We start from the raw sequence: 23777 nt of genomic DNA, 5'->3' as shown, positions 1-23777 counted from the left end.
TGCCGTTTGTGGCCAACAAATTAGAAGCCTCGCCGCGCAAGCAAGCCGGCGAGGCTTCTTTTTTGGGAATTGGGCGCCTGCGGCGGCCCAACCCCCTACGAAACGTGGATCTCTGTGTATGCCGTTCCAAAAACGGTCACGATTTCCAGGGTTATGCGCTAAGAGGAATGAAGCGCCAAGCGGATGGACGAGCATGGAAGAATTGGTGGATCCGGTACAGCGGGCCTTTCTGAATGTCGAGCAGTCGGTCAGCGGCCAGCGATGGGTGTCGCGCCTCGACCAGGCGGGCCAGAACCGCGCGCTCGCCATTAGCCAGGTTCACGGCTACTCCGATCTGCTCGGTCGCGTCCTTGCCGGCCGCGGCGTCGTACTCGACGATGCCGCAAGCTTCCTTGATCCGACGCTTCGCTCGCTTATGCCGGACCCGGACACGCTTACCGATTGCCGCAAGGCTGCAGAGCGTCTGGCGGCCGCCATCAAGCGCCGTGAAAAGACGGTGATCTTCGGTGACTATGACGTCGACGGTGCCGCGTCTTCGGCTTTGATGGCGCGTTTCCTGCGCCATTTCGGCGTCGACGCGGAAATCTACATTCCCGATCGGATCTTCGAGGGCTATGGCCCGAACCCGACGGCAATCGAGCAGCTGATCGACAAGGGCGCCGATCTCATCGTCACCGTCGACTGCGGCTCGACCAGCCATGAGGCGCTCGCCGTTGCCGATAAACGCGGCGTCGATGTCGTCGTCATCGACCACCATCAGGTCGGCTCGGCGCTGCCGCCCTGCCATGCGCTCGTCAACCCGAACCGCGAAGACGATCTCTCGGGGCAGGGGCATCTTTGCGCCGCCGGCGTCGTTTATCTGGTTCTGGTCAATACCTTGCGCGTTTTGCGCAACGCCGGCGACAGCCGCGTTTCTTCGTTCGATCTGCTGGCCCAACTCGATCTGGTGGCTCTGGCGACCGTCTGTGACGTGGTGCCGCTCAAAGGGCTCAACCGCGCCTACGTCGTCAAGGGACTGATCGCGGCGCGTCACATGGGCAATGTCGGGCTTTCGGCACTGCTGCGGAAAGCTGCGATCGGCGGTCCCGTCACGCCCTATCACCTGGGCTTTCTCGTCGGCCCGAGAATCAATGCCGGCGGACGCATTGGCGATGCGGCGCTCGGCAGCCGCCTGCTGGCGATGGAGGATGCGGCCGAGGCGGAGAAGATCGCCGCGCAGCTCGATGAGCTCAACCGCGAGCGGCAGGCGATGGAAGCCGTCATGTTGGCCGAGGCGGAAGCTGAGGTTCTGGCCGAATACGGCACGGGCGAGGGCGCTTCGGTGATCGTTACCGCGCGCGAAAACTGGCACCCGGGCATCGTCGGACTGCTCGCCGCCCGCATCAAGGAAAAATTCCGCCGACCGACTTTTGCCATCGCTTTCGACCCGAACGGCCGCGGCACCGGCTCCGGCCGCTCGATCAACGGTTTCGACATGGGCAAGATGGTTCGGGCCGCCGTCGATGGTGGCCTGCTAGTAAAGGGTGGCGGCCATGCCATGGCTGCCGGTCTCACCGTCGAACGCGCGAAGCTCGGCAAGCTCAGGCAGTTTTTCGAGGGACGTGCGGAAGCGGCGGTGCGCGAACTCGTCGCCATCCAGACGCTCAAGGTGGACGGCGCGCTTGCAGCCTCCGGCGCGACCCTGGAACTCATCGATCTCCTGGAGCAGGCCGGCCCCTACGGCTCGGCCCACCCGCAGCCGGTCTTCGCCTTCCCGCAGCATCGCCTGCGCGACAGCAGGCAGGTCGGCGCCAACCACATCAAGGTGACGCTGGAGGGGCAGGACGGCAGCCGCCTTGACGGTATTGCTTTCCGGGCGACCGAGACACCGCTCGGCGACTTCCTGCTGTCGAGCCGCGGAACATCCATCCACGTCGCGGGATCGGTGTCCGCCGATCTGTGGCAGGGCCAGCGACGGGTACAGCTGCGCGTCACGGACGCGGCAAAGGCGCTGTAGCACCCGTCGCGAAGTGTGCTGACAGATATTTCGCTGGGCCGTGTTATGGCTGACCGTACCGCACACGCTTCAAAACATCTCGAGGATGCACAGCGAGGATGGTGTTGAAGAACGTCGTTTCGACGATGGTGTCGCCATCGGCTTGCAGGCGAAAATGCACGCTCTTGTTGCCGCCACAGTTCGTTGCGTCGATCATCGCGATAACTCTTTCGACCTCGTCGGGCGTCTTTTCGTCCAGCCTGACAAGGGCAGGATAAAGGGGGGCGCAACTTGCATCGCCGTCGCGAACAAGTTCTCCTTGTCGATCAAAGAGATAGCTGAGGCGTGCGAACTCTCCCTTGTGCGAGCCGCTATGGGCGCTGCCCCACATGGCACTTAGGTACTGAGCCACAGCGCTCAAAGATCCGAGATCATTGAACGGTCGCAAGGCTTCAACATTGTAAACCACGGAGTCGAGGCGACTGCCGCTGAGTGGTGAATTCAGTGTGAGCGAGTAGGTACGACGGAAACCCTGCTGCTGGTCCAGTCGGGTAATGTGTATGCGCTGCAGATAGGGTGCTTTGGCATAAGCTGGGAGCTTCGGGTCTTTGCGATTGTTCAGGCTTCGCGTCGTTTCGGAGCGTTCCCAGTCTTTGAAATCCCGCGCGAGCAACGTTTCTAACTCTTCAATTGGCATCCCCAGCTTGAACACCGGACTCGGTACCAAGTCTGCAGGCGTCAGCGTTTGCTCGCCAGAAATCACGTTGGAACGAGCGGCCGCAGGCGATCCGGGATAGGACGAAATTGTGATTGCGGCGAGCCCCGCAGCAATGACGCGAAACAAAAATAGATTCCCGTTCAACTGATTCGAGGAACGCCCGACTTGCGATCGGAGCGTGTTTCCCCAGCGATCAAACGATCAAGAATCAGGTCGAAATCGTCGGCGCGTTGAAGTTGCTCCTGAAGAGCAGGAAGATATTTCGCACGGCTTCGGATGGCGTCGCCAGCAGATCGAAGGCTGAGCAGAATCTGTTTAGAGATTGCGTATTCGCTCTGCAGTCCTTCTGCCTTTTGCCAGATATGGTCTTCCAGAGCGTCAAATGCCGACGCATCGAAGGTATCGGACTTGAGAAGCCGGCCGACTGCTTGATCCGTCAGCCTCTCCAATACGACATCAAACTGATTTTCCGACACCCGCGTGCGCCTCATTCTGTTGAGCTGTAAACTCAAAGCAGAACTGCAATATTTCGTCGAGTCCGGGTTTTGACATCTGTAGCCGCATCAGAAATCAGGCGGTGAAGGCTGCCGCGCGTGGTCGAGAACGCGAGTCGCCACCGATGCAACAGAACGGCCCCTGCGACCGCGCCGTTGCAGGAGTCTCTGCTTTGGAAAGCTACGCACATACCCCTGGTATGCGGAAACCGGCCACGATCCTGTTGCCGCTCACGTCGCTGTCTCTTCCAAAGGATATCTGCGAAACACCAGTATGCGCTTGGGAATTACGTGAGACGCGCATCAGTGTGGGCACCCGCATTCGCCAGCAATAGCAATCGGGAATTTGCCGAACCGGCCTTGGCACGCCCAACGGGAATCGAACCCGTGTTGCCGCCGTGAGAGGGCGGCGTCCTGACCGCTAGACGATGGGCGCATCTCTATTCGATTGAGCGCAAGCGGTTGCTGCGCAACGCGCTATCCTAGTCCTGTTCGACGAAAACGACGAGAAGAATCGAAGGCGATCCGTCAGCCGATGGAACAAGGCTTTCGATGTCGGGGAGAAGATCAACACAGTGGCACGCCCTAGGGGAGTCGAACCCCTCTTCCCAGAATGAAAATCTGGTGTCCTAACCGATAGACGAAGGGCGCACTCGCTGTGTGGGCGCCTTATAGCCAGCGACTCTGAATAGAGCAAGCGCCAATCTCAGGAATGTTGTGATTTTCCTGTTCAAAATACCAGGAAAGATTCATGGCGGCACGAGGCGGAAATTTAGGTGTCGAAACGCGCGGTAAATCGCTGTTCCAACAACAGAAAATCGATTTTCATTTGGGGAGAAGATCAACACAGTGGCACGCCCTAGGGGAGTCGAACCCCTCTTCCCAGAATGAAAATCTGGTGTCCTAACCGATAGACGAAGGGCGCACTCGCTGTGTGGGCGCCTTATAGCCAGCGACTCTGGATACCGCAAGCGCCAATCTCAGTTTTTTTGTGCTTTCCCTGTTAAAATCGGTGAGAAAAATTCGGCGGCCGAAGAGCAGGAATCGGAGATGCGTGCGACGCAGCGAGTTGCTGCTTCAGATGCTGGAAACGTCGATTTTTCGGGAGAAGGAGATCAACACAGTGGCACGCCCTAGGGGAGTCGAACCCCTCTTCCCAGAATGAAAATCTGGTGTCCTAACCGATAGACGAAGGGCGCACTCGCTGTGTGGGCGCCTTATAGCCAGAGGATTTCAGAACCGCAAGCGGCAATTTTCATATTTCTGTAAAAATTCCACAGGCCGGAAGCAAAGGAGGCTTCTCGTCGAATCCTCCATGGAAACAAATGCTTGCCTTCAGCCCTTGGCGCGCCGGCAGCGCCAGTTCCAGTCCCGCTGTGCGCCGATATCGATATGGACCGACTCCGTGTGGCAATAGGTGCCGACGCCGCCGCGGCCGGGGACGCTACGCAGGAATTCGGCGAGATCCCACTTGCTGACGCCCTGAACCTGAATGTCAGCCGCCTCGCAGCGTGTATGCAGCGATTGCTTGGCGCGGTTGACCTTGATCGGCCTGAGGCCCGAGGTCACCATGACCTGCTTGCCGTAATGCGTTTCCACCTTCTTCAGCATCTGCATGAGCTCGGGCTTGAAACAGCCGGCATCGACTTTCTCGGTCTGCAGAATGAGCCCGCTCGGCGCCAGTCGAGCGAGCCCCGAGAGCGAGGCGACCTGAACCGGTGCGCCGTCGTCGTCATCGCCGAGGTGCTCTTCGTGCTCGTAGTTGTAGAGCGAGTTCAGTTTGACGCCCGGAAGCGTGTAGGCGAGGGAGGCCGTTTGCGGCTGGCTCGCATTGCTGGTGGTAATCGTCTTCTTTTCCGCCGGCGGAGCCGAGCGAAGTGCCGCCTGCTGCGGCTTCTCCTTGCGCTTGCCGGCAAAAAGGGCCGCGAGCGTCCAGGTTTTGGACGTGTCCTTGTTATCGTCTGCTGGCGTGGCTTCTGGTGCTGCCTGCTGCGCGGCGGCGACCTCGGTCGCTGCTGGTGTGGCGTCGGCATTGGCCACCGCCTGTGGCGTCGAAGAGGTCTGGCCGCTGGCGGCAGCCTCGGCGCTCAGCGGCACCGGAACGGCAACAGGAAGGGTGGCGTCCTGCGCGGGAGAGGGAGCATAGGCGGCGACAGCGGCGTCCGTCACGACGTCGTTGGCCGTGTTGGCGGCCCCCTGTTGCGGCGCTATTACCGGCAGCGGCTGTCGCTGGGTGCCGCTGAAAAGACTGTTGTTGGTTGCGTTCATGCCGGGCTGGCCGGCGGGGGGCGGAACAGTTCCCGTCGTCTGCGGCTGGACGGTCGTCGTTGCCTGTGCGGCAGGTGCCTGGCCATAGATGCTTGAGGAGGCGGCGCGCAGGCCGGTGCCCTGCATCGTCAGCGATTGCGGCTGTCCGGTATCGTGGGGAACTGTGGCATTGCCGGCTGCCTGTTGCGCCTGCGGATTGCTGCCGAGCGCGACCACCTGTCCATCCTGGACTGTGGCCTCCGATTCGGCGGTTTGCACAGGGGCTGCCTGCCCCTCGGCCTTCAGCGCGGTCGCGGCATCGTTTTCCCCGACCGCCGACATGCAGCCGCTCAAGGCCAGCAGCGATACGGATAAGGCTGCCGCCCGCGCAATGGTGACGAGCACCGCGCCCTTCGTGTCCGGATGTTGCAACGTCCTATCCCCGCTCTCCGTGCATGACGGACGAAGCCTCGTCTTGTCATGCATTAAGTCTCAGTTCCGAAACATCGCTCAGAACAAACAAACTCATGCTTCTCGCGGCGATCGGAATGAGCGCCACGGGAAAAGATCAGGCCAAGTACAAAAGGGGGTCGCCGCCACGAGATATCGCGGATAGGACCCGGCATCAACGTTTCGCGCGAAAAAGTACCCAACGATACGCGATTTGTAAACCGGCGCTAACCTTGAGCCCGCATGTTTCCAACATGCAAAGGCCCGGATAGACCGGGCCCTGGATCATTCATAGCTGCTGCTGATCGACGGCTCGGCCGTGCCCGCCGGATTTCACCGACAGCACGGGGCCATCTTCGTTCGCGAGAATTGTGCGGAGCTTACCAGACGCCCGTATTGGCCATCGACGCCCAAGGTTCCTGCGGCGGCCGGTTTTCGCCTTTCTGCAGGATCTCGATCGAAATGCCGTCGGGAGAGCGCACGAACGCCATGTGGCCGTCGCGCGGCGGCCGGTTGATGGTCACGCCGTTCTCCATCAGGTGCTGGCAGAAACCGTAGATGTCGTCGACTTCGTAGGCGAGGTGCCCGAAGTTACGCCCGCCCGTATAATCTTCCGTATCCCAGTTGTAGGTGAGCTCGAGGCAGGGAGAGAGTTCGCCGCGGGCGCGATCGATGTCGCCGGGAGCGGCCAGAAACACCAGCGTGAACCGGCCCTTTTCATTTTCGTAGCGGCGGATCTCCGTCAGGCCGAAAATCTTGCCGTAGAAGTTCAAGGCCTCGTCCAGATTCTTGACGCGAACCATCGTGTGCAGATAGCGCATTGCAATGTCCCTGTTTTGCAGAAGATGGCGTATACTGGTCCGTCAGCAAGCCAGAGGCAAGGCTGCGTCCCCATATTAGTTCTCGGCCAAAATATGCCGAGGGTCTTGCGTATCCGCGGCGGGACGATGTTATTCTGGTCAATAAGAATCAGTTAACCGTATCGGTAGTCGCGCGTAAACGAGGGGCTGGGAGAGAATGGCGGATAGGACATCTTCAAAAGACGTCATGCATGGTGACGACTTTGGCAGCGACGCTCTCGACCTCATCGAAATCACCGGCGTGATCAAGTGGTTCGACGTCGCCAAGGGCTTCGGCTTCATCGTTCCCGACAACGGCATGCAGGATGTGCTGGTGCACGTGACCTGCCTGCGCCGCGACGGCTACCAGACGGTTCTTGAGGGTGCGCGGGTCGTTGCTCTCATCCAGAAGCGGGACCGCGGTTACCAGGCGTTCCGTATCCTATCGATGGACCAATCCACGGCGGTGCATCCGTCGCAGCTGCCGCCGGTCCGAACCCACGTGCAGGTAACGCCGACCAGCGGCCTTGAGCGCGTTCTCGTCAAGTGGTTTAACCGCACCAAGGGCTTCGGCTTCCTGACCCGCGGCGAGGGAACCGAAGATATCTTCGTCCATATGGAAACGCTCAGGCGTTTCGGCCTGACGGAACTGCGGCCAGGCCAGGTGGTGCTCGTCCGGTTCGGCGATGGCGAAAAGGGCCTGATGGCCGCTGAGATACATCCGGATGGACCGTCGCCGACGAGCCGGGCGCACTGATGGTCGCGGCTCGAAACCTTGTCGGAAAAAGCGCCTTCCTGGCGTTTTTTTTGTTGCTTGCCCTGACGGTATCGTCTTTCGCCGACGTTCAGTTCACAACGGACAAGATGCGCCTGGTCACCGCGGACAAGGCTGTGCACGAACTGACGGTCGAACTGGCCCTCGAACCGGCCCAGCGTGAGCAGGGCCTGATGTTTCGTACCTCCATGGCGCCGGATCACGGCATGCTGTTCGATTTTGGCGAGACACGCCGCGTGATGATGTGGATGAAGAACACCCATTTGTCGCTCGATATGCTGTTCATCGACAACAAGGGCGTTGTGCGCACGATCCATGAAGGCGCCGTGCCTTTTTCGGAAGCGATCATTGATTCGAAAGAACCGGTGGCTTTCGTGCTTGAGCTCAATGCCGGCGCGGTCAAGCGGCTGAATATCCGGCCCGGAGACCGGCTGGAAGGTGCCCGCATGCCGTCTTCGAAGCCGTAGACGCCGGGGCCACTTCGCGGTCCGCCTTGTCCTTGCCCGATCATTTCCTAAATTATGTGTCTGAACCCCACGGGTTTCATGGTTGAGATCATGGAGCCTTTCGGGCAGACTGCGCGTTAACGAGTTGCTAATATTCTTCTGGCGACAACAGGAGGCAGCCGTGATGATCCGGAGTGTGCTTGTTGCAATGGTAGCGGCCTGCGCCGTTGCGCAAACAGCGATGGCAGCGGACTTGGCAGCCGATCTGAGCCAGCCGCCGGCACCGGTCGCGCAGCCATCTCCAGGATTCGTCTGGACCGGCGGTTATGTCGGCCTCCAGGGCGGCGGCGGGTGGCTCAATGGCGATTTCAGTGCGCCCGGCAGCAGCGCTTCAGAAGACTTCAATGGCGGATTGCTCGGCGCCTTTGCCGGTTTCAACTTTCAGCAGGGCGACTGGGTTTACGGCATCGAGGGTGACGTCAACTACAATTGGAACGACAAGACGTTCGACGTCGGCGGAACCTCGACCGAAGTTGGTACCGACGTTTCCGGCGCAATACGCGGCCGGGTCGGCTACCTGCTGAATGACAAGGCGCTGCTCTATGGCGCCGGCGGCTGGGCGGTGACCCGCGGCTTCGTCGATGTGCCCGGCGCATCGAAGGAAAAGGAAACCTTCAACGGTTGGACGATCGGTGCCGGTGTCGACTATTCGTTCACCGACAGCGTCTTCGGCCGCGCCGAGTACCGCTACAACGACTACGGCGACAAGGACTTCGGCGGCGTCAATGTCGATCTCGACCAGCACCAGTTCACCGTTGGTGTCGGCGTAAAGTTCTGACCAGCAACCATTGGCATCGCGGAGCGCGCCGGCATGCTGCCGGACGCTCCGCGATATCCTTTCAACTACGGGCCGCCGCGGGCACGCCGGGCAATCTCGGCCCGGTCATCTTCCGCCGTAAGATCGAGGACGATGCGGCTGCCGTCTCTGATCGGGCGTTGCAGGGCCTTCCGCGACTCGGGCAGAAGCGTGAGTCGCCCTTTGGTTTCGAGCTTGCTCAGTCTGGCGCGTGAAAGCGCGAGTTCCGTCGATAGCAGGCGGTCGACGCGCAGGCTGCTTGCCTGGCGCACGACAAGGACAATCTCAAGCCGTGCGCAACCCGCACTCCCACCCAATACGTGCCGTTCCACGTTAGAATCGGCCAAATCCTCGATCCGGTCCGTGCATTGGCGAAGACCTTCGATGTCGAACGCCGCCTGGCGGACCCAGACGGGATCGTTGCTTTGAAGCGCTGCGAGCGCATCCGGGGCGACGCTGGCGACATTCCGCCGCTCGAAGATCGGACGGTTCCAGGTGTCTTCGCAGACGGCGCAGCGATAGATCAGCCAGGCGTCGAGCCGCCGCCCGTTGGCGTTCAACCGTGTCTTGCCGCTGCATACGAAGGGGCGGTGGCCGCCGCAGCGGCTGCAGGCAAGCCAGGGGCGGGGGGCGGATTGGGGTTCGATGGTCCACTGGACCGTCAATGTATGAGACATGTCGTCTGGTTCTTCCAATTGGAAGTCCATCGAGACGACGGTTTGAGTACCCGTTCCGGGGACGCGGCCTGGCAGCTGTTGGACGTGATGGTTCCGCCTGACGAAGTTACGTCGGGCTTGAGATCGGCAATGCCATTCCGGTCTCGAACCGCCACCTCAACGAACGCATGAAAATTCTATCCGACAGCTGGAGTGCTATCGGGCGTACGGGGTGAAACTAGCGAGACCGGATTTTACAAAGGCAAAGCGAAACTCCAGGAGAGCCAGCGCAATAATGGCTGCTTGAACGTCCTACACGCTTGCGCGGATGGCGAAAAGTGCAACGATGCCACAGGCTCGCGCCAAGGTGGCGTGCGATGGCGCGCTAGGCGAAATTTGGCCACAAGCGAATTCGGCGCATTGCGGTAAAATACGCCTTACACCTCCAATCTGAAGCGGATCGGAAATGCTTGGATCCGCTTCTCTTTTTTGAACGTGGTCTGCGGCGAAGCATCGCCTGATTAGCCGGCGCGGTGAAGGCTCGCCGCAAGCGGCTTCGAATCGGCAAGCTCCGCATCGGACGCGACACGGTTACGCCCGCCTCGTTTGGCCGCGTAGAGCGCGGCATCTGCCCTATTGAACAATTCCTCCCAGGAACGCTCCGCGCCGCTGGCGGTGGCAAGCCCGATGCTGATGCTGACAGCTACGCTTTGCCCGTTGCTCACGACCCGCAGCTCTTCCACGGCGCGGCGCAGCGTCTCGGCGATTGCAAACGCCTGTGTCTCGCTTGTCAGCGGGAGATAGAGCCCGAATTCCTCGCCTCCGAGACGCGCGAAGCTGTCGCCCCTGCGCAGGTTCTTCCTGACCAGATCGGCGAAGGCGACGAGCACCTGATCACCCGTATGATGACCGTAGCGGTCGTTGATACGCTTGAAATGGTCCAGGTCCATGACGAGGAGGCAATCGCCCTGCCAGCTTGCCTGAGGCAGTTGCGCCAGGAACCAGCGCCGGTTGCCGACGCCGGTCAGCGCATCGGTATCGGCAGACCGGCGAAGCTCTGCTTCCGCCCGCTCCTTGACGAGCACGAGGGCGAAGAGCGCGATGGCGAAGTGGCAGATGATCGAGAGAAAGAAGGCGTAGGTCGTGGTGATCGGCACGATGCCGGGCTTGAGGAGGCCAATGACCACCGCGAGGCAAAGGCCGGCCCCGACGGCCATGGCGGCCGCCAGCATGGCGCGCGCCGGCAGCGGCTCCTTCGAGCGATCGGCGATGACGGCGACAGCCGAAGCCGCGAGGAAAAGAAAGGCGGCGGCGTTGAAGACGCTGGCCCTGACGACGTTGACGACATGGAAATCCGTGGCGAGACCGACGAGCGCGCCGGCAAGCGGCACAAGTAGCGCCAGCCAGTCCGCCAGACGGCGCCGGCCGCCGCTGAGGCGGCGCACGCCGATCCAGAACAGGGCATATCCGCCGATCCCGAGCGTGAAGCTGGAAAGCCTCCACAGAGTGGGCGGCAACAGCTTTTGCTCGCCATAGCCCGCGAGCGTCGAGGCGAGCGCCAGGAAGAGGAAGCCGCTCGCCAGGATACCAAGCCCTTCGTCCCGCGGCGATTGCCAGCGCGCATAGAGGAAGCAGAAGGCGCCGATCAGGAAAGACGACTTGTGAAGCAACAGAACGGTGGCAAGGTCGAGTTGGGCAGTCATTGGATCGCTCGGGCGGGCTTGGGGGCGCGCAGGGCACGAAAGCGCGCCGGTTCGCTCTATCCACAATGGATTTAGCGATTCCTAAATTCGTATGACAAATAGGCATTCTTGTCCCAACTCGGGACGATTCGATCGTTTGCCAACGCAATCGAGTGATCTACGGCGATGTTAGCCTGCAGATCTGCGATCACGAACAGATTGAAAAAAAAGAGAATGACGCTTCCGCCTCAATGAATGGTCGGAGTGGAGAGATTCGAACTCCCGACCCTCTGGTCCCAAACCAGATGCGCTACCAGACTGCGCTACACTCCGTGCCAACGGCGCCGGAGATACACGCTTCGCAGCAGGGCTGCAACAGCAAAATTTCCCAATGCCTCATCTTAGACTGGGACAAACCCACAAGTTCGCTCATCTCCTACTGAAAGCCAAATTTATCCGGCCAAAAGTCATTCCGTTTTAAATCATTCTGCGTTATGGGAAGACGGAATGCTGGCGCCCGTGAATGTTGCCAGCGAAAGTATGGAGCCGTTCGAAACCATGTCCGCAAAGATCTATCGTCCAGCAAAGACCGCCATGCAGTCTGGCAAGGCCAAGACGAATCTGTGGGTGCTGGAGTTCGATCAGGAAAAGCCGCGCACCATCGACCCGATCATGGGCTACACCAGCTCGGGCGACATGAAGCAGCAGCTGCGGCTGACCTTCGAAAACGCCGAGCAGGCGATCGCATACGCCGAGCGAAACGGCATCGAATACCGCGTCATCGCGCCGAAGGAAACGACCCGCAAGAGCGTGTCCTATCCGGACAACTTCCGTTTCAACCGGATGCAGCCCTGGACCCACTAAGGTCCTTCAGCCGCATTCGACGGGCACAGCCCGGGACGGCCCCTTAGCTCAGTTGGATAGAGCACCTGCCTTCTAAGCAGGTTGTCGCAGGTTCGAATCCTGCAGGGGTCGCCAATAATTTCAAGAACTTAGCAGCTGTTTTGGGGGCTTGAAAGAAGCTCGATTACAGCTTCCCTTTGCCGATAGCAGAATTCGTCGGCCAGGTGATCTCTCCATCCGCGAAACGGCGCCGTCGCTGGCCCATTGTCTCCCGGTAGATCTGTTCGTCCGCCATGAGCGGCAGATCTCTAGTACGCCACCACTCGGCGGATAAGTCCGGCGATTCGCGCCGCACCACTCGAGGAAAGCTACGCTCGTTTCCGGAAGCAGGAAAGAAGCGCGGTAACAGGCTTGAACAAGAGCCTGTGGCCCTTGGTGAACATGCGGCCCGGAAGATGGATCGTCAGTGCGTAGAGATACGAGCGCTTCCTTGCAGGTAGGACCGGAATTTCTGGATCATCTGGCGCCGGGCATCGTTCTCCTGGATTCGACACTTCCGTGATCGAGAGGCGGATCGTTGCAGAGCAGATGGAGCGCAACCGTGTCGCTGACCATCGGAAGTGTAAATGCCCGTGCGCTGAAATCGCTCCATAAAAAAACGGGCCGGCGGATGGTTTCCGACCGGCCCGTTCCGGCAAAAGGCGGAAAGGGGAACGTCTCTGCGCGGGGCTGCAGCGCCGCGCGTAGGGAGATCGATACGGTCTGATAATGCCCGAAAGGCAGCATTGGAATTGACATTTCCCGCTTGAAATTTGACATTTCTCGCATGCCTTCCGATGGACGTCTACAATCTGTGATCGAAGTTTCCGTCGTTATCCTGCCGGAGTCGTCGATCATGTCGCTTGCCTCAGTGCTGGACCCGATGCGCGCCGCAAACCGTATCTCGGGGCGCGAGGTGTTTCGCTGGCGGCTGCTCTCGGCCGATGGCAAGCCGGTGGTCCTGACCTGCGGCGTGCCGATTGCGGTCGAGGGCACACTTCGCCCGCCGCTTGCCGGAGACGCGCTGCTGGTGATCGGTGGCTTCAACCTTGATCGTCACGCCGGCAAGAAATTCATCGGTGCATTGCAGGAGTGCTCGCGCCATTTCGATATCGTCGCCGGCATCGAATCGGGCTGCTGGCTGCTCGGCCGCAGCGGTCTGCTCAATGGCCGCAAGGCGACAGCGCATTGGGAGGAGCTTGAGGATTTCAGCCAGGCCTTTCCGGAGTTGACGGTGCTTGGCGACCGGTTCGTCATCGACGGCAAGTTCTGGACCTCGGGCGGCGCTTCGCCGACCTTCGACATGATGCTGCACTGGATCACCCAGCGGCTAGGGTCTGCACTGGCGCTCGATGTCGCCAGCATCTTCGTCTACGACCAGACGCATAGTGCAGCCGACGTGCAGCCCTATGTTTCGCTCGGGAGGATCGAGACGCGCGACCCGAAGCTCGCCGAGGCCATCCGCCTGATGGAACGCACGCTGGAGCGTCCCTTGACGATCGCCGCGTTGACGAAGCGGCTGTCGATCTCGCAGCGCAAGCTGGAGTTGCTGTTTGCGCGCGGACTATCGACGAGTCCCGGCGCCTATTACCTACGCCTGCGTCTTCAGTTCGCCCATCGGCTGGTGCGCGACTCCGCTAGCCCGATCCGCGAGATTGCCCTTCGATGCGGTTTCGACAGCCTGTCTGCATTTTCGCGCGGCTATCGCCGCGAGTATGGGATGAGCCCGCTGAAGATGCGACTGGCCCGCAGAGGAGCGGAAGCATAGGCAGCGGCGTCAGGCACGCGACTATTGGGAAGGCCGGGGTGAGGGGGGCGCGAATTGCTCACGGCACCGCCGATCCGGATTGTTCGCCCTTCTTGCATCGAGTGCGACGTCGTTCCGCACGCCCGGCGTCGCCGGGCCGCATCCGGCCGGGCGCAGTCGCGGGGTGATTATGCGCTAATGAACCGTTTGTGGCGGCTCGTCGGTAAAGGCTTGGATGCCGTCGCGCTGGACCGTTGCGATAAACTCCTCGAAAGCTTCCCTGTCGGTCGGGAAGGGCTCCTCCCATGTCGTAGAGAAGCCCTCCTCGTCGATGACCTCGAGGGTCCAGTCGCGATTCGTGCCCGCCTCCCGGTAGATCCGCAATTCCACGACGACGCCATCGTCACTGAATTGGCCGGAAAATTCTGAAAACTCGTAGTTCTGTTCTTCGTCAGTCATGTCTGAAGTGTAACACGCTTGCTTGAGGACGTCCTGCCATGTTCGGCCTCGACGATATTGCTTGCAGCTTCAGCCGGGCACACAGGCGCATTCGCCGGCCTCCACGAAGGTTTGGACCGGGGATGCGCCTGTCACCTTGGCGAATGGTCTTGCTGTTACCGGCAGCGGGCTTCGTAGCGGCGGCCATAGCGGTCGCGATAGATGCAATAGCCCTGGCGCTCCTGGGAGCGTCCGATCAGGTTGCCGATAACGCCACCGGCGACCGCGCCGATTGCCGCGCCGCCCCAGCTGTCGCTGACCGCGCCACCAATGATCGCACCGGTGCCGGCGCCGATCGCCGTGCCTTTCTCGGTCTGCGTGCAGGAAGCAAGCGTACCAATCATCAAAACCGCAATGACAAGCTTTCTCATGCCTTCACCCCTTTGCTCGATACCAAACTGGGCAGTTCACCGCCTTGCATCCTCAGCGTGAGCCTCAGCATCTACTCAACGCGTCGAATTGTCGATAGCACGGAATGCAACAGGCGAAGATACGGCGGGGTTCGCTCCAAAAAGTGTAGAGAATGGGCTCGCATGGTGATGCATTTTGATGTCCAAGGACGCCAGCAAGCAATTGATTTCAATGGGGTTTGCGTGGTGAGCGCGCAGGGATTCGAACCCTGGACCTACTGATTAAAAGTCAGTTGCTCTACCGGCTGAGCTACGCGCTCCCTGGCCGCGGCGGTGAAGCCCGGCGGAAGTGGCCGGACATATGCACGCGTGTTTCCCCCCGGTCAACCGAAAAATTGCGGGTTTTGTGAAGAAACGGTGCATGGCGCAATGATCGCCAAAAGGTGATTGGTATCATCATGATCCTGCGGCTAAGGAATGGCCCAAATGCCGCGTGCCGGAGTTCTTGCCGTTGTCGATCGCCGATATTTCCATCTGGACCGCCGTCCTTGCCGGCGCCCTTTCGTTCCTTTCTCCCTGCGTTCTGCCGCTCGTACCGCCCTATCTCTGCTATATGGCGGGCGTCTCGGTCGATCAGTTCCGTAGTGGTGATGCGGCGACCATCGGCAGCACGAGACGCGCTGTCTTGCCGGCAGCCCTGTTGTTCACGCTCGGCTTCGCCACCGTCTTCGTGGCGCTCGGGGCGGGGGCCTCGTCGATCGGCATGCTGCTTCGGCAGCATATGGACCTGCTGTCGCGCGTCGGCGGCGTGATCATCATCATCATGGGCCTGCATTTCCTTGGCGTGTTCAAGATCGGGCTTCTCGCGCGGGAAGCGCGATTCCAGGGCGGCGGCAAGCCGGCGACGCTCTCGGGCGCCTACATTATGGGTCTTGCCTTTGCCTTCGGCTGGACGCCCTGCATCGGCCCGGTACTCGGCACGATCCTCGGCGTTGCTGCCGCACGTGACACCGTGTCCGACGGCGCAATGCTGCTGGCGATCTATTCACTGGGCCTTGCCGTGCCGTTCTGGATCGCGGCTGCGTTTTCCGGCTCTTTCATGCGCTTCCTCTTCCGCTTCCGTCGCCATCTCGGTCTGATCGAAAAGCTGATGGGCGGCCTTCTGGTGCTGGCGGGCCTGGCTTTTCTCTTCGGCTTCATCAGTTCCGTCGCCATCTGGTTCCAGACGACCTTCCCGATCCTGATGAAAATCGGCTAGGGCATACCCTCGTATTTTAGAATCACTTTTCGGCTTAACCGGCCTAATCGTCAGGCCGGTTCGTGCGCTAGGCGTGCGGGCGTCGGCGCGGGAAGGTGAAGGATGCGAGGGACAAGATGACGGAAATCGCGGGCCTGGTGCTGCCGTTCTTCGGCCTGATCTTCCTCGGCTATCTGACGGCGCGCTTCGTCCACCATCCGGGCGAGGCGATGGGGTGGCTGAACACCTTCATCATCTACCTCGCGCTGCCGGCGCTGTTCTTCAAGCTCGTCTCGCGCACGCCGATTGAACAGCTGGCGCGTGCCGACTTCATCCTGACCACCGTCGGGGCGACCTACATCGTCTTTTCGCTGATCTTCCTCATCGGGGTTTATGTCAGGCGCAACTCCATTGCCGAGGCGACGATCCAGGGTTTTGGCGCTGCTTATGGCAATATCGGCTACATGGGGCCTGGCCTTGCGCTCCTGGCGTTGGGCGATGCCGCTGCCGTACCGGTGGCGCTGATCTTCAGCTTCGAAAACGCCGCGCATTTCGCGGTCGCACCGGCGATGATGGCGATATCAGGCGGCCGGCAGGAAAAGCCGCTGGCGCTTGCAGCCAGCGTCGCGCGCAAGATCATTCTGCACCCGTTCATCCTGGCCACACTTGCCGGTGTGGTCGCCGCCTTCTTCGCCGTGCAGCCGCCGGTTCCGGTTCAGCGGCTGATCGATTATCTCGCCCAGTGTGCGGCGCCCTGCGCGCTCTTTGCCATGGGGGTGACGCTGGCGCTACGCCCAATCAAGCGCATTCCCGTCGAGATCGGCTACATCGTCCCGGCGAAGCTGCTGTTGCACCCGCTCGTGATGTTCACGGCAATGAGCCTGACGGGGAATTATGATCCGGTCTGGGTGCAGACGGCGGTACTGCTCGCAGCGCTTCCGACGGCGACGAACGTTTTCGTTATCGGCCATCAATATGGTGTGTGGCAGGAGCGAGCCTCGGCCACGATCCTCATCACTACGACACTGTCGGTCGCAACGGTGACCGGCCTGCTTTACCTGATCCGTTCAGGCGCTCTTCCGCCCGATCTTTTCCCTTAAGCCTTCCTTGAAGGCGTTGAGCGCGCTGCCGGGGTGCACGCCTTCGCGCATCAGCAGGCTGCGGAGCGGCCCAACCGCGGAAAGCACGTGCAGCCCCAGCGCGCGCAGCGCCTGCACCGGCAGGAAGCCGGAGAGCAGCGAGCGGTTGAGCAGATCCACACTTGCGGTGCGGCTGATGATGTCCGGCCGGCGGCGGCTGTCGAAGCGGTCAGCGATATCGCCGGCAAGCGGCTCGCCGCTGGATACGCCGATGATATCGACGAGCGTCATCACATCGCGGAGGCTAAGGTTGAGCCCCTGAGCGCCGATCGGCGGGAAGGCGTGCGCTGCTTCGCCAAGAAGCACGACGCGGCCCTTGCCGAAGCGCTGGGCGGTCATGCCCGAGAGCGGGAAGGACTGCGGCGTGCCCTCGACGGTTACCTTGCCGAGGATTGATTGCATCCGGTCTTCGACGGCGCGGGAGAGTGCCGCAAGATCCAGCGTCAGCGTTTGTGCGGCATCCTCGGGTTTGCGGACCCAGACCAGGCTGGAGCGGTTGCCCGGCAGGGGCACTTGCGTGAAGGGACCGCTTTCGGTGTGGAATTCGGTCGAGATGTTCTGGTGCGGCAGCTCGTGCGCAAAGTTCAAGACGACCGCCGTCTGCGGATAGGACCAGGTGCTGACGGAGATCTTCGCCGCTTCGCGCACCGGCGACCGACGACCATCGGCGCCGACGATGAGATAGGCGCTGCATTGGCTGCCGTTTGCAAGCTCGATCGTTGCGACAGCGTCCGAAAGTTCAAAGCCGATCGCCGACGTGGTGATGCGTGTCAGCGTCGGGCTCTCTTCGGCGCGGTGGCAGAGAATATCGATGAAGGGCGCATTGGGGATATTGTAGCCGAAGGCGTCGAGCCCGACTTCCGAGGCACGGAAGTTGACCGGTGGCGCCCGCAGCAACCGGTTGGTGCCGTCGAGGATACGCATGGTCGAAAGCGGAGCCGTCAGCGGCTCGACCTTTTCCCAAAGGTTGAGCGTCTTCAGATACTCGATCGATTGGTCCATCAGCGCGGTGGTGCGTCCGTCGGCAACCGCCGGCTCCGGTCCGATCAAGGCCACGCGGTAGCCCGCATCGGCAAGCGCGATGGCCGCAAGCGATCCGGCAAGGCCCGCACCGATAATGGCGATGTCGAAGTGGTCCATGATGCAAAAGCCCTTTCGCGCAAGCTGTGAGGCGTCTTGGCCCAGCCTCGATCATACCTCTAGTCGCCGGCGCATGCGAAATAAATGGGTAGAATCAGCGCAGAAGCAATTTGCAGGTGTCCACAGGACAGTGGGGCGAGGGGAGGCTGTAATACTTGAATTTTAGTGGCGATGCGTTGCAAAGGGTGCATATTACGGGCAACGCGCCGCACAGCGGTCGAGGCGGGTCAAGGCCCGCACGGGGAAAACAGCAGGGGTGGGCGGCATCCGCAGATGAAGTTCTTTAACTATAGACGAGTTCCCTACGCCGAGATTCGCGCCTTTTCCGTGCATATCTTGACCGCCTCGGGGTCGTTTCTCGCCTTCCTGGGTGTCGTGGCTGCGGCCGAGCATCGCTTCGTCGACATGTTCTGGTGGCTGGGGCTGGCGCTGCTCGTCGACGGCATCGACGGGCCGATCGCCCGCAAGGTGCGCGTCAAGGAAGTGCTGCCCAACTGGTCGGGCGATACGCTCGACAACGTCATCGACTATGTGACCTATGTGCTGTTGCCTGCCTTTGCGCTCTACCAGAGCGGCATGATCGGCGAGCCCTGGTCCTTCGTCGCGGCCGGTGCGATCGTGGTTTCGAGCGCGATCTACTATGCCGATATGGGCATGAAGACGGACGAATACTTTTTCTCCGGTTTCCCCGTCGTCTGGAACATGGTCGTCTTCACATTGTTCGTCATTCAGGCGAGCGAACTGACCGCGTCGATCGTCGTTTTCGTGTCGGTGGTCTTGACCTTCCTGCCGATCAACTTCCTTCATCCGGTTCGCGTCCAGCGCTTGCGACCGCTGAACCTCGGCATCTTCCTCTTGTGGTCGGCGCTCGGCATCTATGCGCTGCTCCTGCATTTTGCGACGCCGGCATGGGTCGTGACCGGCTTCGTCGTCACAGGCATCTATCTCTACGTGATTGGCTTCGTGCTGCAGATTTTCCCAAGTCTCGGCCGGAAATAGGAGCAGGCAATGGCACAGGCGATTGTGGTACGCGAACTCGGAGGACCAGAGGTCCTGAAGCTCGAAGGCGTGACACTCTCGCCGCCGGGGCCGGGTGAGGTACAGATCCGGCAGGTGGCCGTCGGCCTCAATTTCATCGACGTCTACTTCCGCACCGGCCTCTACAAGTCGGCTTTGCCCTTCGTGCCGGGCAAGGAAGGTGCCGGCATCGTCACTGCAGTTGGCGACGGAGTCAGCCTGTTTTCCGTCGGTGATCGCGTCGCCTATGCCTCGGCCGATGGTGCCTATGCGAGCGAGCGCAACGTCGATGCTGCGCAGTTGGTGAAGGTGCCCGACGGCATCAGCCTCGAGACTGCGGCTGCGATGATGCTGAAAGGCATGACGGCACAATACTTGCTCAACCAGACCTATCAGGTCGGTCCGGGCACGACGATTCTCTTCCATGCCGCAGCCGGCGGCGTCGGGCTGATTGCCGGCCAATGGGCGAAGGCGCTTGGCGCGACGGTTATTGGCACAGCGGGCTCGCAGGACAAGATCGATCTGGCGCTGGCGCATGGCTACGACCACGTGATCAACTACCGCACCGACAATTTCGTCGCGCGGGTCAAGGAATTGACCGACGGCCGCGGCGTTGATGTCGTCTACGATTCCGTCGGGCGCGACACCTATCCGGCGTCGCTGGATTGCATCAAGCCGCGCGGCCTCTGGGTCAGCTTCGGCAATTCGTCCGGACCGGTGGAGGCTTTTAGTATCGGCATCCTGGCGCAGAAGGGGTCGCTTTTTGCGACGCGTCCGACACTCTTTGGTTACGTTGCCACGCGGCCTGCGCTGGAAGCGTGTGCAAATTCCCTGTTTGATATTGTGCAAAGCAACAAAGTGCGTATCAATATAAATCAGACTTATCCGCTTGCCGATGCGGGGCGAGCGCATACGGATCTCGAGACAAGAAAAACAAGTGGAACAACACTGCTGATTCCGTGATCGAAGCCTTAAGGCGGACGCGGATCAACAGAGGGGAAAGAGGGCAGCGTGCCTGTTGAGGGAGTAGCGGCGAACGGTCATCTATTGGCTGTGAGCAACCTGACGAAATTGTTTGGCAGCTTCGCGGCCTGCAATGGGATCAATCTGCAGATTGAACCGGGCGAAATTCACGCCCTTCTCGGCGAAAACGGCGCCGGAAAATCGACCTTGGTGAAGATGCTGTTCGGCGTATTGGCGCCGACGGCCGGCGAGATCCTCTGGCAGGGCCAGAGCGTGCGCATCGCCAATCCCGCGGCTGCGCGCAGGCTCGGCATCGGTATGGTTTTCCAGCATTTTTCGCTGTTCGAGGCGCTGACGGTCGCCGAGAACATCGCGCTTTCCATGGATGCGAACATCTCGCTGGCGAGGGTGGCGGAAGAGGCGTCGCGCCTGTCGCATGCCTACGGACTGCCGCTCGACCCCAAGGCGCATGTGGCGGATCTCTCGGTCGGCGAGCGCCAGCGCATCGAGATCGTGCGCGCGCTCTTGCAGAACCCGCGCCTCATCATCCTCGACGAGCCGACCTCGGTGTTGACGCCGCAGGAAGCCGATCGCCTGTTCGAAACGCTCTACAAGTTGAAGGCGGAGGGGCGCTCGGTTCTCTATATCAGCCACCGGCTCGAAGAGGTGCAGCGCATCTGCGACCGCGCCACGGTGTTGCGTCACGGCAAGGTAACGGGAGCCTGTGATCCGAAGGCGGAGACCCCGTCGTCGCTGGCGCGCATGATGGTTGGCGGTGACGTCGCGGCGGTGACGGCCGAAGGCACGAGCGCCAAGGGCCAGGTGCATCTGGAAGCGCGGCACTTGACCGTGCCGGCTCGCACGCCCTTTGCCGTTTCGCTGAAGAACATCTGTCTCAAGGTGCATGCCGGCGAGGTGCTGGCGATTGCCGGTGTTGCCGGCAACGGCCAGGGCGAACTGTTCGATGCGCTCTCGGGAGAGTACCCGGTTGCCGACGATAATGCGGTGCAGATCCGCCAGAAGCCGGTCGGCAACCGCAACATCAATGCGCGCCGCCTGATGGGCGCGGGCTTCGTTCCCGAGGAGCGCCACGGCCATGCCGCGGTATCGGCGTTGCCGCTTTCGGACAATCTCGTGCTTGCTCGCAGCCGTTCGGACGCCAAGGCGTTTCTCGGCGGCGGCTTCCTCAAGATCATCCGTCGCGATGCGGTGACGAGCGCCACGAAGCGCATCTCCGAGGCGATGGACGTGCGCAAGAGTGGTGAGGATCCGCCGGCCGGCTCGCTTTCCGGCGGCAACCTGCAGAAGTTCATCGTCGGGCGTGAGCTCGACCGTCAGCCGAGCGTGCTCGTCGTCAATCAGCCCACCTGGGGCGTCGATGCGGGTGCTGCGAGCCGCATCCGCCAGGCGCTCGTCGACCTCGCCAAGGCCGGCTCTGCCGTGCTCGTCATCAGCCAGGACCTCGACGAAATCTTCGAAGTGGCGACGGAGATCGCCGTCATCAGCGACGGAAAGCTATCCGATCCCTATCCGGCAAAAGAGCTTTCGCGCGAAAAGATCGGCCTGCTGATGGGCGGCATGTACGGCAAGACGGAAGGCACGGAGGCCGCACATGCGCATTGAACTGGAAAAGCGCGCCAAGGTCTCGACGCTGTTTTCGATCCTGTCGCCGTTCATCGCCTTCCTGCTGACGATCGTCTTCGGCGGCATCATGTTTGCGCTTCTCGGCAAGAATCCGGTCATGGCGCTCTACAGCTTTTTCGTCGAGCCCTTGAGCGAGGTCTGGTCGCTGCACGAGCTGGCAATCAAGGCAGCGCCCCTGATCCTGATTGCCGTCGGGCTTTCGGTCTGTTTCCGCTCCAACAACTGGAACATCGGCGCCGAGGGCCAGTTCATCATGGGCGCGATTGCCGGCTCGATCCTGCCGGTGGTCTTTTATGACTGGCAGTCGCCGCTGGTGCTGCCGCTAATGATGCTGATGGGCATGCTCGGTGGTGCGCTGTTTGCCGCCATCCCCGCCTTCCTAAAGGCGCATATGAACACCAACGAGATCCTGACGAGCCTGATGCTGGTCTATGTCGCCCAGCTCTTCCTCGACTGGCTGGTGCGTGGACCCTGGCGCAATCCGGGCGGCATGAACTTTCCGGAGACGCGCACCTTCGCCGTCGATGCGATCCTGCCGGAAATGCTTGCCTCGGGGCGCACTCACTGGGGCTTCGCCTTCGCCATCATTGCCGCGATCCTCGTCTGGTTCATGATGCGTTACACGCTGAAGGGCTTCGAGATTTCCGTGCTTGGCCAATCGGAGCGGGCAGGGCGCTTTGCCGGTTTCTCCTCCCGCAAGATGATCTGGTTCTCGATGCTGCTTTCGGGCGCCTTTGCTGGTCTGGCCGGCATCTCCGAAGTCAGTGGCGCGATCCAGCAGCTGCGCCCGGTCATCTCGCCCGGCTACGGCTTCACCGCCATCATCGTTGCGTTCCTTGGCCGCCTCAATCCGCTTGGCATCGTCGCCGCCGGCCTGGTGCTGGCGCTCACCTATCTCGGCGGTGAGGCGGCGCAGCTGTCGATCGGCGTTTCCGAGAAGGTGACGCGCGTCTTCCAGGGTCTCCTGCTCTTCTTCGTGCTCTCCTGTGACACGCTCATCCACTATCGCATCAAGCTGGTCTTCGACCGATTGACCGCGACCAATAGCGAGGGGAGCCGCTGATGGGTATCGTCGAAGCGATCCTTCTGAGCGTCATCACTGCCGCAACACCCCTGGTGTTGGCCGCGATCGGCGAACTCGTGACCGAACGGTCCGGCGTGCTGAACCTCGGCGTCGAGGGCATGATGATCATGGGGGCGGTCTCCGCCTTCGCGATTACCCAGATTACCGGTTCGCCCTATCTGGGCATGCTTGCCGGCATCGCCTGCGGCGCACTGTTCTCGCAGCTCTTTGCCTTCCTCACGCTGAGCCTGGTGGCAAACCAGGTGGCGACGGGCCTGGCTTTGACCCTGCTCGGCATCGGCGTCTCCGGCATGATGGGCGAGAGTTTCCTCGGCATGCAGGGCGTCAAGCTGCAGCCGATCGCGATACCGCTTCTCGGGGATATCCCCTATATCGGGCCGTTGCTCTTTCGGCAGGATATCATTTTCTATCTTTCGATCGCGATCGTCGCGGGCGTGCATTGGTTCCTGTTCAAGAGCCGTGCTGGCCTCAAGCTTCGCGCCGTCGGCGATAGCCACGCCTCCGCGCACGCGCTTGGCGTCAACGTCATTCGCACCCGCTATCTGGCCGTGATGTTCGGCGGCGCCTGTGCCGGGCTTGCCGGCGCGCAGCTGTCGCTCGTCTACACGCCGCAATGGGTGGAAAACATGTCGGCCGGTCGCGGCTGGATCGCACTGGCGCTGGTGGTCTTTTCGTCCTGGCGCCCCTGGCGGCTGGTGGCCGGTGGCTATCTCTTCGGTGCCGTATCGATCAGCCAGTTGCATGCGCAGGCCTTCGGTCTCGGCATTCCCTCGCAGCTCCTTTCGTCGCTCCCCTATGTCGCGACGATCGTCGTCCTCATTCTCATTTCGCATAACCGGCGCATGACCCTGATCAATACGCCGGCATCGCTCGGCAAACCGTTTGTGCCGGACCGATGATTGCAAGCATTTCATACTGACGTTTCTCAAACCGACAGA

Annotated in this window: 23 protein-coding genes and 7 tRNA genes; 14 read left to right on the top strand and 16 right to left on the bottom strand. The window is 61.2% G+C overall.

What is annotated here, in order from left to right; translation table 11 throughout:
* The first annotated feature begins 193 nt into the window (after positions 1 to 193).
* Positions 194 to 1996, top strand: coding sequence for a single-stranded-DNA-specific exonuclease RecJ (gene recJ, locus IB272_RS10640; RefSeq protein WP_060583201.1), 1803 nt, complete (start codon positions 194 to 196; stop codon positions 1994 to 1996).
* A gap of 43 nt (positions 1997 to 2039) precedes the next feature.
* Here recJ and IB272_RS10635 read toward each other — a convergent pair whose 3' ends face one another.
* From IB272_RS10635 to IB272_RS10600, 8 genes are all read right to left on the bottom strand, one after another.
* On the bottom strand, positions 2040 to 2819 hold the full coding sequence (locus IB272_RS10635) for a hypothetical protein (RefSeq protein WP_162733088.1): 780 nt from the start codon (positions 2817 to 2819) through the stop codon (positions 2040 to 2042).
* A 14-nt stretch (positions 2820 to 2833) separates the two neighbouring features.
* Positions 2834 to 3169, bottom strand: coding sequence for a hypothetical protein (locus tag IB272_RS10630; protein WP_127889031.1), 336 nt, complete (start codon positions 3167 to 3169; stop codon positions 2834 to 2836).
* 379 nt (positions 3170 to 3548) lie between these two features.
* Positions 3549 to 3623: transfer RNA gene (locus IB272_RS10625), tRNA-Glu, on the bottom strand.
* Positions 3624 to 3763: 140 nt separating this feature from the next.
* Positions 3764 to 3838, bottom strand: a tRNA-Glu gene (locus IB272_RS10620).
* Positions 3839 to 4037: 199 nt separating this feature from the next.
* Positions 4038 to 4112 (bottom strand) — tRNA-Glu (locus IB272_RS10615).
* Between the two features lie 199 nt (positions 4113 to 4311).
* A tRNA-Glu gene (locus IB272_RS10610) sits at positions 4312 to 4386 on the bottom strand.
* A gap of 136 nt (positions 4387 to 4522) precedes the next feature.
* The gene (locus IB272_RS10605; RefSeq protein WP_192444389.1) at positions 4523 to 5866 is read right to left on the bottom strand and encodes a D-Ala-D-Ala carboxypeptidase family metallohydrolase; all 1344 of its coding nucleotides are present in this window, start codon (positions 5864 to 5866) and stop codon (positions 4523 to 4525) included.
* A gap of 398 nt (positions 5867 to 6264) precedes the next feature.
* Entirely contained in the window at positions 6265 to 6705 is a 441-nt protein-coding gene (locus IB272_RS10600) for a VOC family protein (protein ID WP_034790901.1), read from the bottom strand.
* A 196-nt stretch (positions 6706 to 6901) separates the two neighbouring features.
* Here IB272_RS10600 and IB272_RS10595 point away from each other — a divergent pair, with 196 nt between their 5' ends.
* From IB272_RS10595 to IB272_RS10585, 3 genes are all read left to right on the top strand, one after another.
* The gene (locus IB272_RS10595; RefSeq protein WP_034790903.1) at positions 6902 to 7480 is read left to right on the top strand and encodes a cold-shock protein; all 579 of its coding nucleotides are present in this window, start codon (positions 6902 to 6904) and stop codon (positions 7478 to 7480) included.
* Positions 7480 to 7965 carry a DUF192 domain-containing protein gene (locus IB272_RS10590; protein ID WP_060582194.1) on the top strand — a complete coding sequence of 162 codons (486 nt, stop codon included), beginning with the start codon at positions 7480 to 7482 and terminating at the stop codon, positions 7963 to 7965. Before IB272_RS10595 ends, IB272_RS10590 begins: the two co-directional genes overlap by 1 nt.
* Before the next feature lie 163 nt (positions 7966 to 8128).
* Positions 8129 to 8782 (top strand): outer membrane protein, encoded by a 654-nt coding sequence (locus tag IB272_RS10585; RefSeq protein WP_060517027.1) that lies wholly within the window; start codon positions 8129 to 8131, stop codon positions 8780 to 8782.
* A gap of 65 nt (positions 8783 to 8847) precedes the next feature.
* Here IB272_RS10585 and IB272_RS10580 read toward each other — a convergent pair whose 3' ends face one another.
* From IB272_RS10580 to IB272_RS10570, 3 genes are all read right to left on the bottom strand, one after another.
* Positions 8848 to 9477 carry a DUF1062 domain-containing protein gene (locus IB272_RS10580; RefSeq protein WP_192444388.1) on the bottom strand — a complete coding sequence of 210 codons (630 nt, stop codon included), beginning with the start codon at positions 9475 to 9477 and terminating at the stop codon, positions 8848 to 8850.
* Positions 9478 to 9977: 500 nt separating this feature from the next.
* On the bottom strand, positions 9978 to 11159 hold the full coding sequence (locus IB272_RS10575) for a GGDEF domain-containing protein (RefSeq protein WP_113080768.1): 1182 nt from the start codon (positions 11157 to 11159) through the stop codon (positions 9978 to 9980).
* A 235-nt stretch (positions 11160 to 11394) separates the two neighbouring features.
* Positions 11395 to 11471 (bottom strand) — tRNA-Pro (locus IB272_RS10570).
* A gap of 225 nt (positions 11472 to 11696) precedes the next feature.
* Here IB272_RS10570 and IB272_RS10565 point away from each other — a divergent pair.
* The gene (locus tag IB272_RS10565) at positions 11697 to 12002 is read left to right on the top strand and encodes an ETC complex I subunit (RefSeq protein ID WP_060582206.1); all 306 of its coding nucleotides are present in this window, start codon (positions 11697 to 11699) and stop codon (positions 12000 to 12002) included.
* 37 nt (positions 12003 to 12039) lie between these two features.
* A tRNA-Arg gene (locus IB272_RS10560) sits at positions 12040 to 12116 on the top strand.
* Positions 12117 to 12497: 381 nt separating this feature from the next.
* Here IB272_RS10560 and IB272_RS10555 read toward each other — a convergent pair.
* Entirely contained in the window at positions 12498 to 12878 is a 381-nt protein-coding gene (locus IB272_RS10555; RefSeq protein WP_162733005.1) for a hypothetical protein, read from the bottom strand.
* On the opposite strand from IB272_RS10555, the gene IB272_RS10550 reads away from it, so the two are divergent.
* Positions 12808 to 13788 (top strand): GlxA family transcriptional regulator, encoded by a 981-nt coding sequence (locus tag IB272_RS10550; RefSeq protein ID WP_060582191.1) that lies wholly within the window; start codon positions 12808 to 12810, stop codon positions 13786 to 13788. The genes IB272_RS10555 and IB272_RS10550 overlap by 71 nt on opposite strands.
* Before the next feature lie 174 nt (positions 13789 to 13962).
* Here IB272_RS10550 and IB272_RS10545 read toward each other — a convergent pair whose 3' ends face one another.
* The 3 genes from IB272_RS10545 to IB272_RS10535 form a co-directional block, all read right to left on the bottom strand.
* Complete coding sequence (locus IB272_RS10545; protein WP_043623603.1) at positions 13963 to 14226, bottom strand: hypothetical protein; 264 nt, start codon at positions 14224 to 14226, stop codon at positions 13963 to 13965.
* A 155-nt stretch (positions 14227 to 14381) separates the two neighbouring features.
* Complete coding sequence (locus IB272_RS10540) at positions 14382 to 14636, bottom strand: glycine zipper domain-containing protein (RefSeq protein WP_034790944.1); 255 nt, start codon at positions 14634 to 14636, stop codon at positions 14382 to 14384.
* A 223-nt stretch (positions 14637 to 14859) separates the two neighbouring features.
* Positions 14860 to 14935: transfer RNA gene (locus tag IB272_RS10535), tRNA-Lys, on the bottom strand.
* Between the two features lie 191 nt (positions 14936 to 15126).
* Here IB272_RS10535 and IB272_RS10530 point away from each other — a divergent pair.
* Together IB272_RS10530 and IB272_RS10525 are read left to right on the top strand one after the other, a co-directional pair.
* Entirely contained in the window at positions 15127 to 15873 is a 747-nt protein-coding gene (locus IB272_RS10530; RefSeq protein ID WP_060582205.1) for a cytochrome c biogenesis CcdA family protein, read from the top strand.
* Between the two features lie 116 nt (positions 15874 to 15989).
* A complete protein-coding gene (locus tag IB272_RS10525; protein WP_060517046.1) occupies positions 15990 to 16952 on the top strand; it encodes an AEC family transporter in 963 nt (320 codons plus the stop codon).
* Here IB272_RS10525 and IB272_RS10520 read toward each other — a convergent pair.
* A complete protein-coding gene (locus tag IB272_RS10520; RefSeq protein WP_192444387.1) occupies positions 16920 to 18131 on the bottom strand; it encodes a UbiH/UbiF family hydroxylase in 1212 nt (403 codons plus the stop codon). The genes IB272_RS10525 and IB272_RS10520 overlap by 33 nt on opposite strands.
* Before the next feature lie 273 nt (positions 18132 to 18404).
* Here IB272_RS10520 and pcsA point away from each other — a divergent pair, with 273 nt between their 5' ends.
* Genes pcsA through IB272_RS10495 form a run of 5 tightly spaced genes read left to right on the top strand, consistent with a single transcriptional unit; the run spans position 18405 to position 23738 of the window.
* Entirely contained in the window at positions 18405 to 19130 is a 726-nt protein-coding gene (gene pcsA / locus IB272_RS10515) for a phosphatidylcholine synthase (protein ID WP_034790952.1), read from the top strand.
* A gap of 9 nt (positions 19131 to 19139) precedes the next feature.
* The gene (locus tag IB272_RS10510) at positions 19140 to 20111 is read left to right on the top strand and encodes a quinone oxidoreductase (RefSeq protein WP_060517050.1); all 972 of its coding nucleotides are present in this window, start codon (positions 19140 to 19142) and stop codon (positions 20109 to 20111) included.
* A gap of 48 nt (positions 20112 to 20159) precedes the next feature.
* On the top strand, positions 20160 to 21734 hold the full coding sequence (locus IB272_RS10505) for an ABC transporter ATP-binding protein (RefSeq protein ID WP_060582171.1): 1575 nt from the start codon (positions 20160 to 20162) through the stop codon (positions 21732 to 21734).
* Positions 21724 to 22818, top strand: coding sequence for an ABC transporter permease (locus IB272_RS10500; protein WP_060517054.1), 1095 nt, complete (start codon positions 21724 to 21726; stop codon positions 22816 to 22818). Before IB272_RS10505 ends, IB272_RS10500 begins: the two co-directional genes overlap by 11 nt.
* Positions 22818 to 23738 carry an ABC transporter permease gene (locus IB272_RS10495; RefSeq protein WP_192444386.1) on the top strand — a complete coding sequence of 307 codons (921 nt, stop codon included), beginning with the start codon at positions 22818 to 22820 and terminating at the stop codon, positions 23736 to 23738. Before IB272_RS10500 ends, IB272_RS10495 begins: the two co-directional genes overlap by 1 nt.
* Positions 23739 to 23777 lie beyond the last annotated feature (39 nt).

Origin of the sequence: Ensifer sp. ENS08 (assembly GCF_014852195.1) — a bacterium.
In the GTDB taxonomy this organism is placed as follows: domain Bacteria; phylum Pseudomonadota; class Alphaproteobacteria; order Rhizobiales; family Rhizobiaceae; genus Ensifer; species Ensifer adhaerens.
This window is presented reverse-complemented; position numbering and strand designations above follow the sequence as displayed.

What these genes read in the sequence shown, in the direction of transcription:
- recJ (WP_060583201.1), top strand. Translation starts at nt 194, where the DNA reads ATGGAAGAATTGGTGGATCCGGTACAGCGGGCCTTTCTGAATGTCGAG.
- IB272_RS10600 (WP_034790901.1), bottom strand. Translation starts at nt 6,705, where the DNA reads ATGCGCTATCTGCACACGATGGTTCGCGTCAAGAATCTGGACGAGGCC.
- IB272_RS10595 (WP_034790903.1), top strand. Translation starts at nt 6,902, where the DNA reads ATGGCGGATAGGACATCTTCAAAAGACGTCATGCATGGTGACGACTTT.
- IB272_RS10590 (WP_060582194.1), top strand. Translation starts at nt 7,480, where the DNA reads ATGGTCGCGGCTCGAAACCTTGTCGGAAAAAGCGCCTTCCTGGCGTTT.
- IB272_RS10585 (WP_060517027.1), top strand. Translation starts at nt 8,129, where the DNA reads ATGATCCGGAGTGTGCTTGTTGCAATGGTAGCGGCCTGCGCCGTTGCG.
- IB272_RS10580 (WP_192444388.1), bottom strand. Translation starts at nt 9,477, where the DNA reads ATGTCTCATACATTGACGGTCCAGTGGACCATCGAACCCCAATCCGCC.
- IB272_RS10575 (WP_113080768.1), bottom strand. Translation starts at nt 11,159, where the DNA reads ATGACTGCCCAACTCGACCTTGCCACCGTTCTGTTGCTTCACAAGTCG.
- IB272_RS10565 (WP_060582206.1), top strand. Translation starts at nt 11,697, where the DNA reads ATGTCCGCAAAGATCTATCGTCCAGCAAAGACCGCCATGCAGTCTGGC.
- IB272_RS10550 (WP_060582191.1), top strand. Translation starts at nt 12,808, where the DNA reads ATGCCTTCCGATGGACGTCTACAATCTGTGATCGAAGTTTCCGTCGTT.
- IB272_RS10555 (WP_162733005.1), bottom strand. Translation starts at nt 12,878, where the DNA reads ATGATCGACGACTCCGGCAGGATAACGACGGAAACTTCGATCACAGAT.
- IB272_RS10545 (WP_043623603.1), bottom strand. Translation starts at nt 14,226, where the DNA reads ATGACTGACGAAGAACAGAACTACGAGTTTTCAGAATTTTCCGGCCAA.
- IB272_RS10540 (WP_034790944.1), bottom strand. Translation starts at nt 14,636, where the DNA reads ATGAGAAAGCTTGTCATTGCGGTTTTGATGATTGGTACGCTTGCTTCC.
- IB272_RS10525 (WP_060517046.1), top strand. Translation starts at nt 15,990, where the DNA reads ATGACGGAAATCGCGGGCCTGGTGCTGCCGTTCTTCGGCCTGATCTTC.
- IB272_RS10520 (WP_192444387.1), bottom strand. Translation starts at nt 18,131, where the DNA reads ATGGACCACTTCGACATCGCCATTATCGGTGCGGGCCTTGCCGGATCG.
- pcsA (WP_034790952.1), top strand. Translation starts at nt 18,405, where the DNA reads ATGAAGTTCTTTAACTATAGACGAGTTCCCTACGCCGAGATTCGCGCC.
- IB272_RS10510 (WP_060517050.1), top strand. Translation starts at nt 19,140, where the DNA reads ATGGCACAGGCGATTGTGGTACGCGAACTCGGAGGACCAGAGGTCCTG.
- IB272_RS10500 (WP_060517054.1), top strand. Translation starts at nt 21,724, where the DNA reads ATGCGCATTGAACTGGAAAAGCGCGCCAAGGTCTCGACGCTGTTTTCG.
- IB272_RS10495 (WP_192444386.1), top strand. Translation starts at nt 22,818, where the DNA reads ATGGGTATCGTCGAAGCGATCCTTCTGAGCGTCATCACTGCCGCAACA.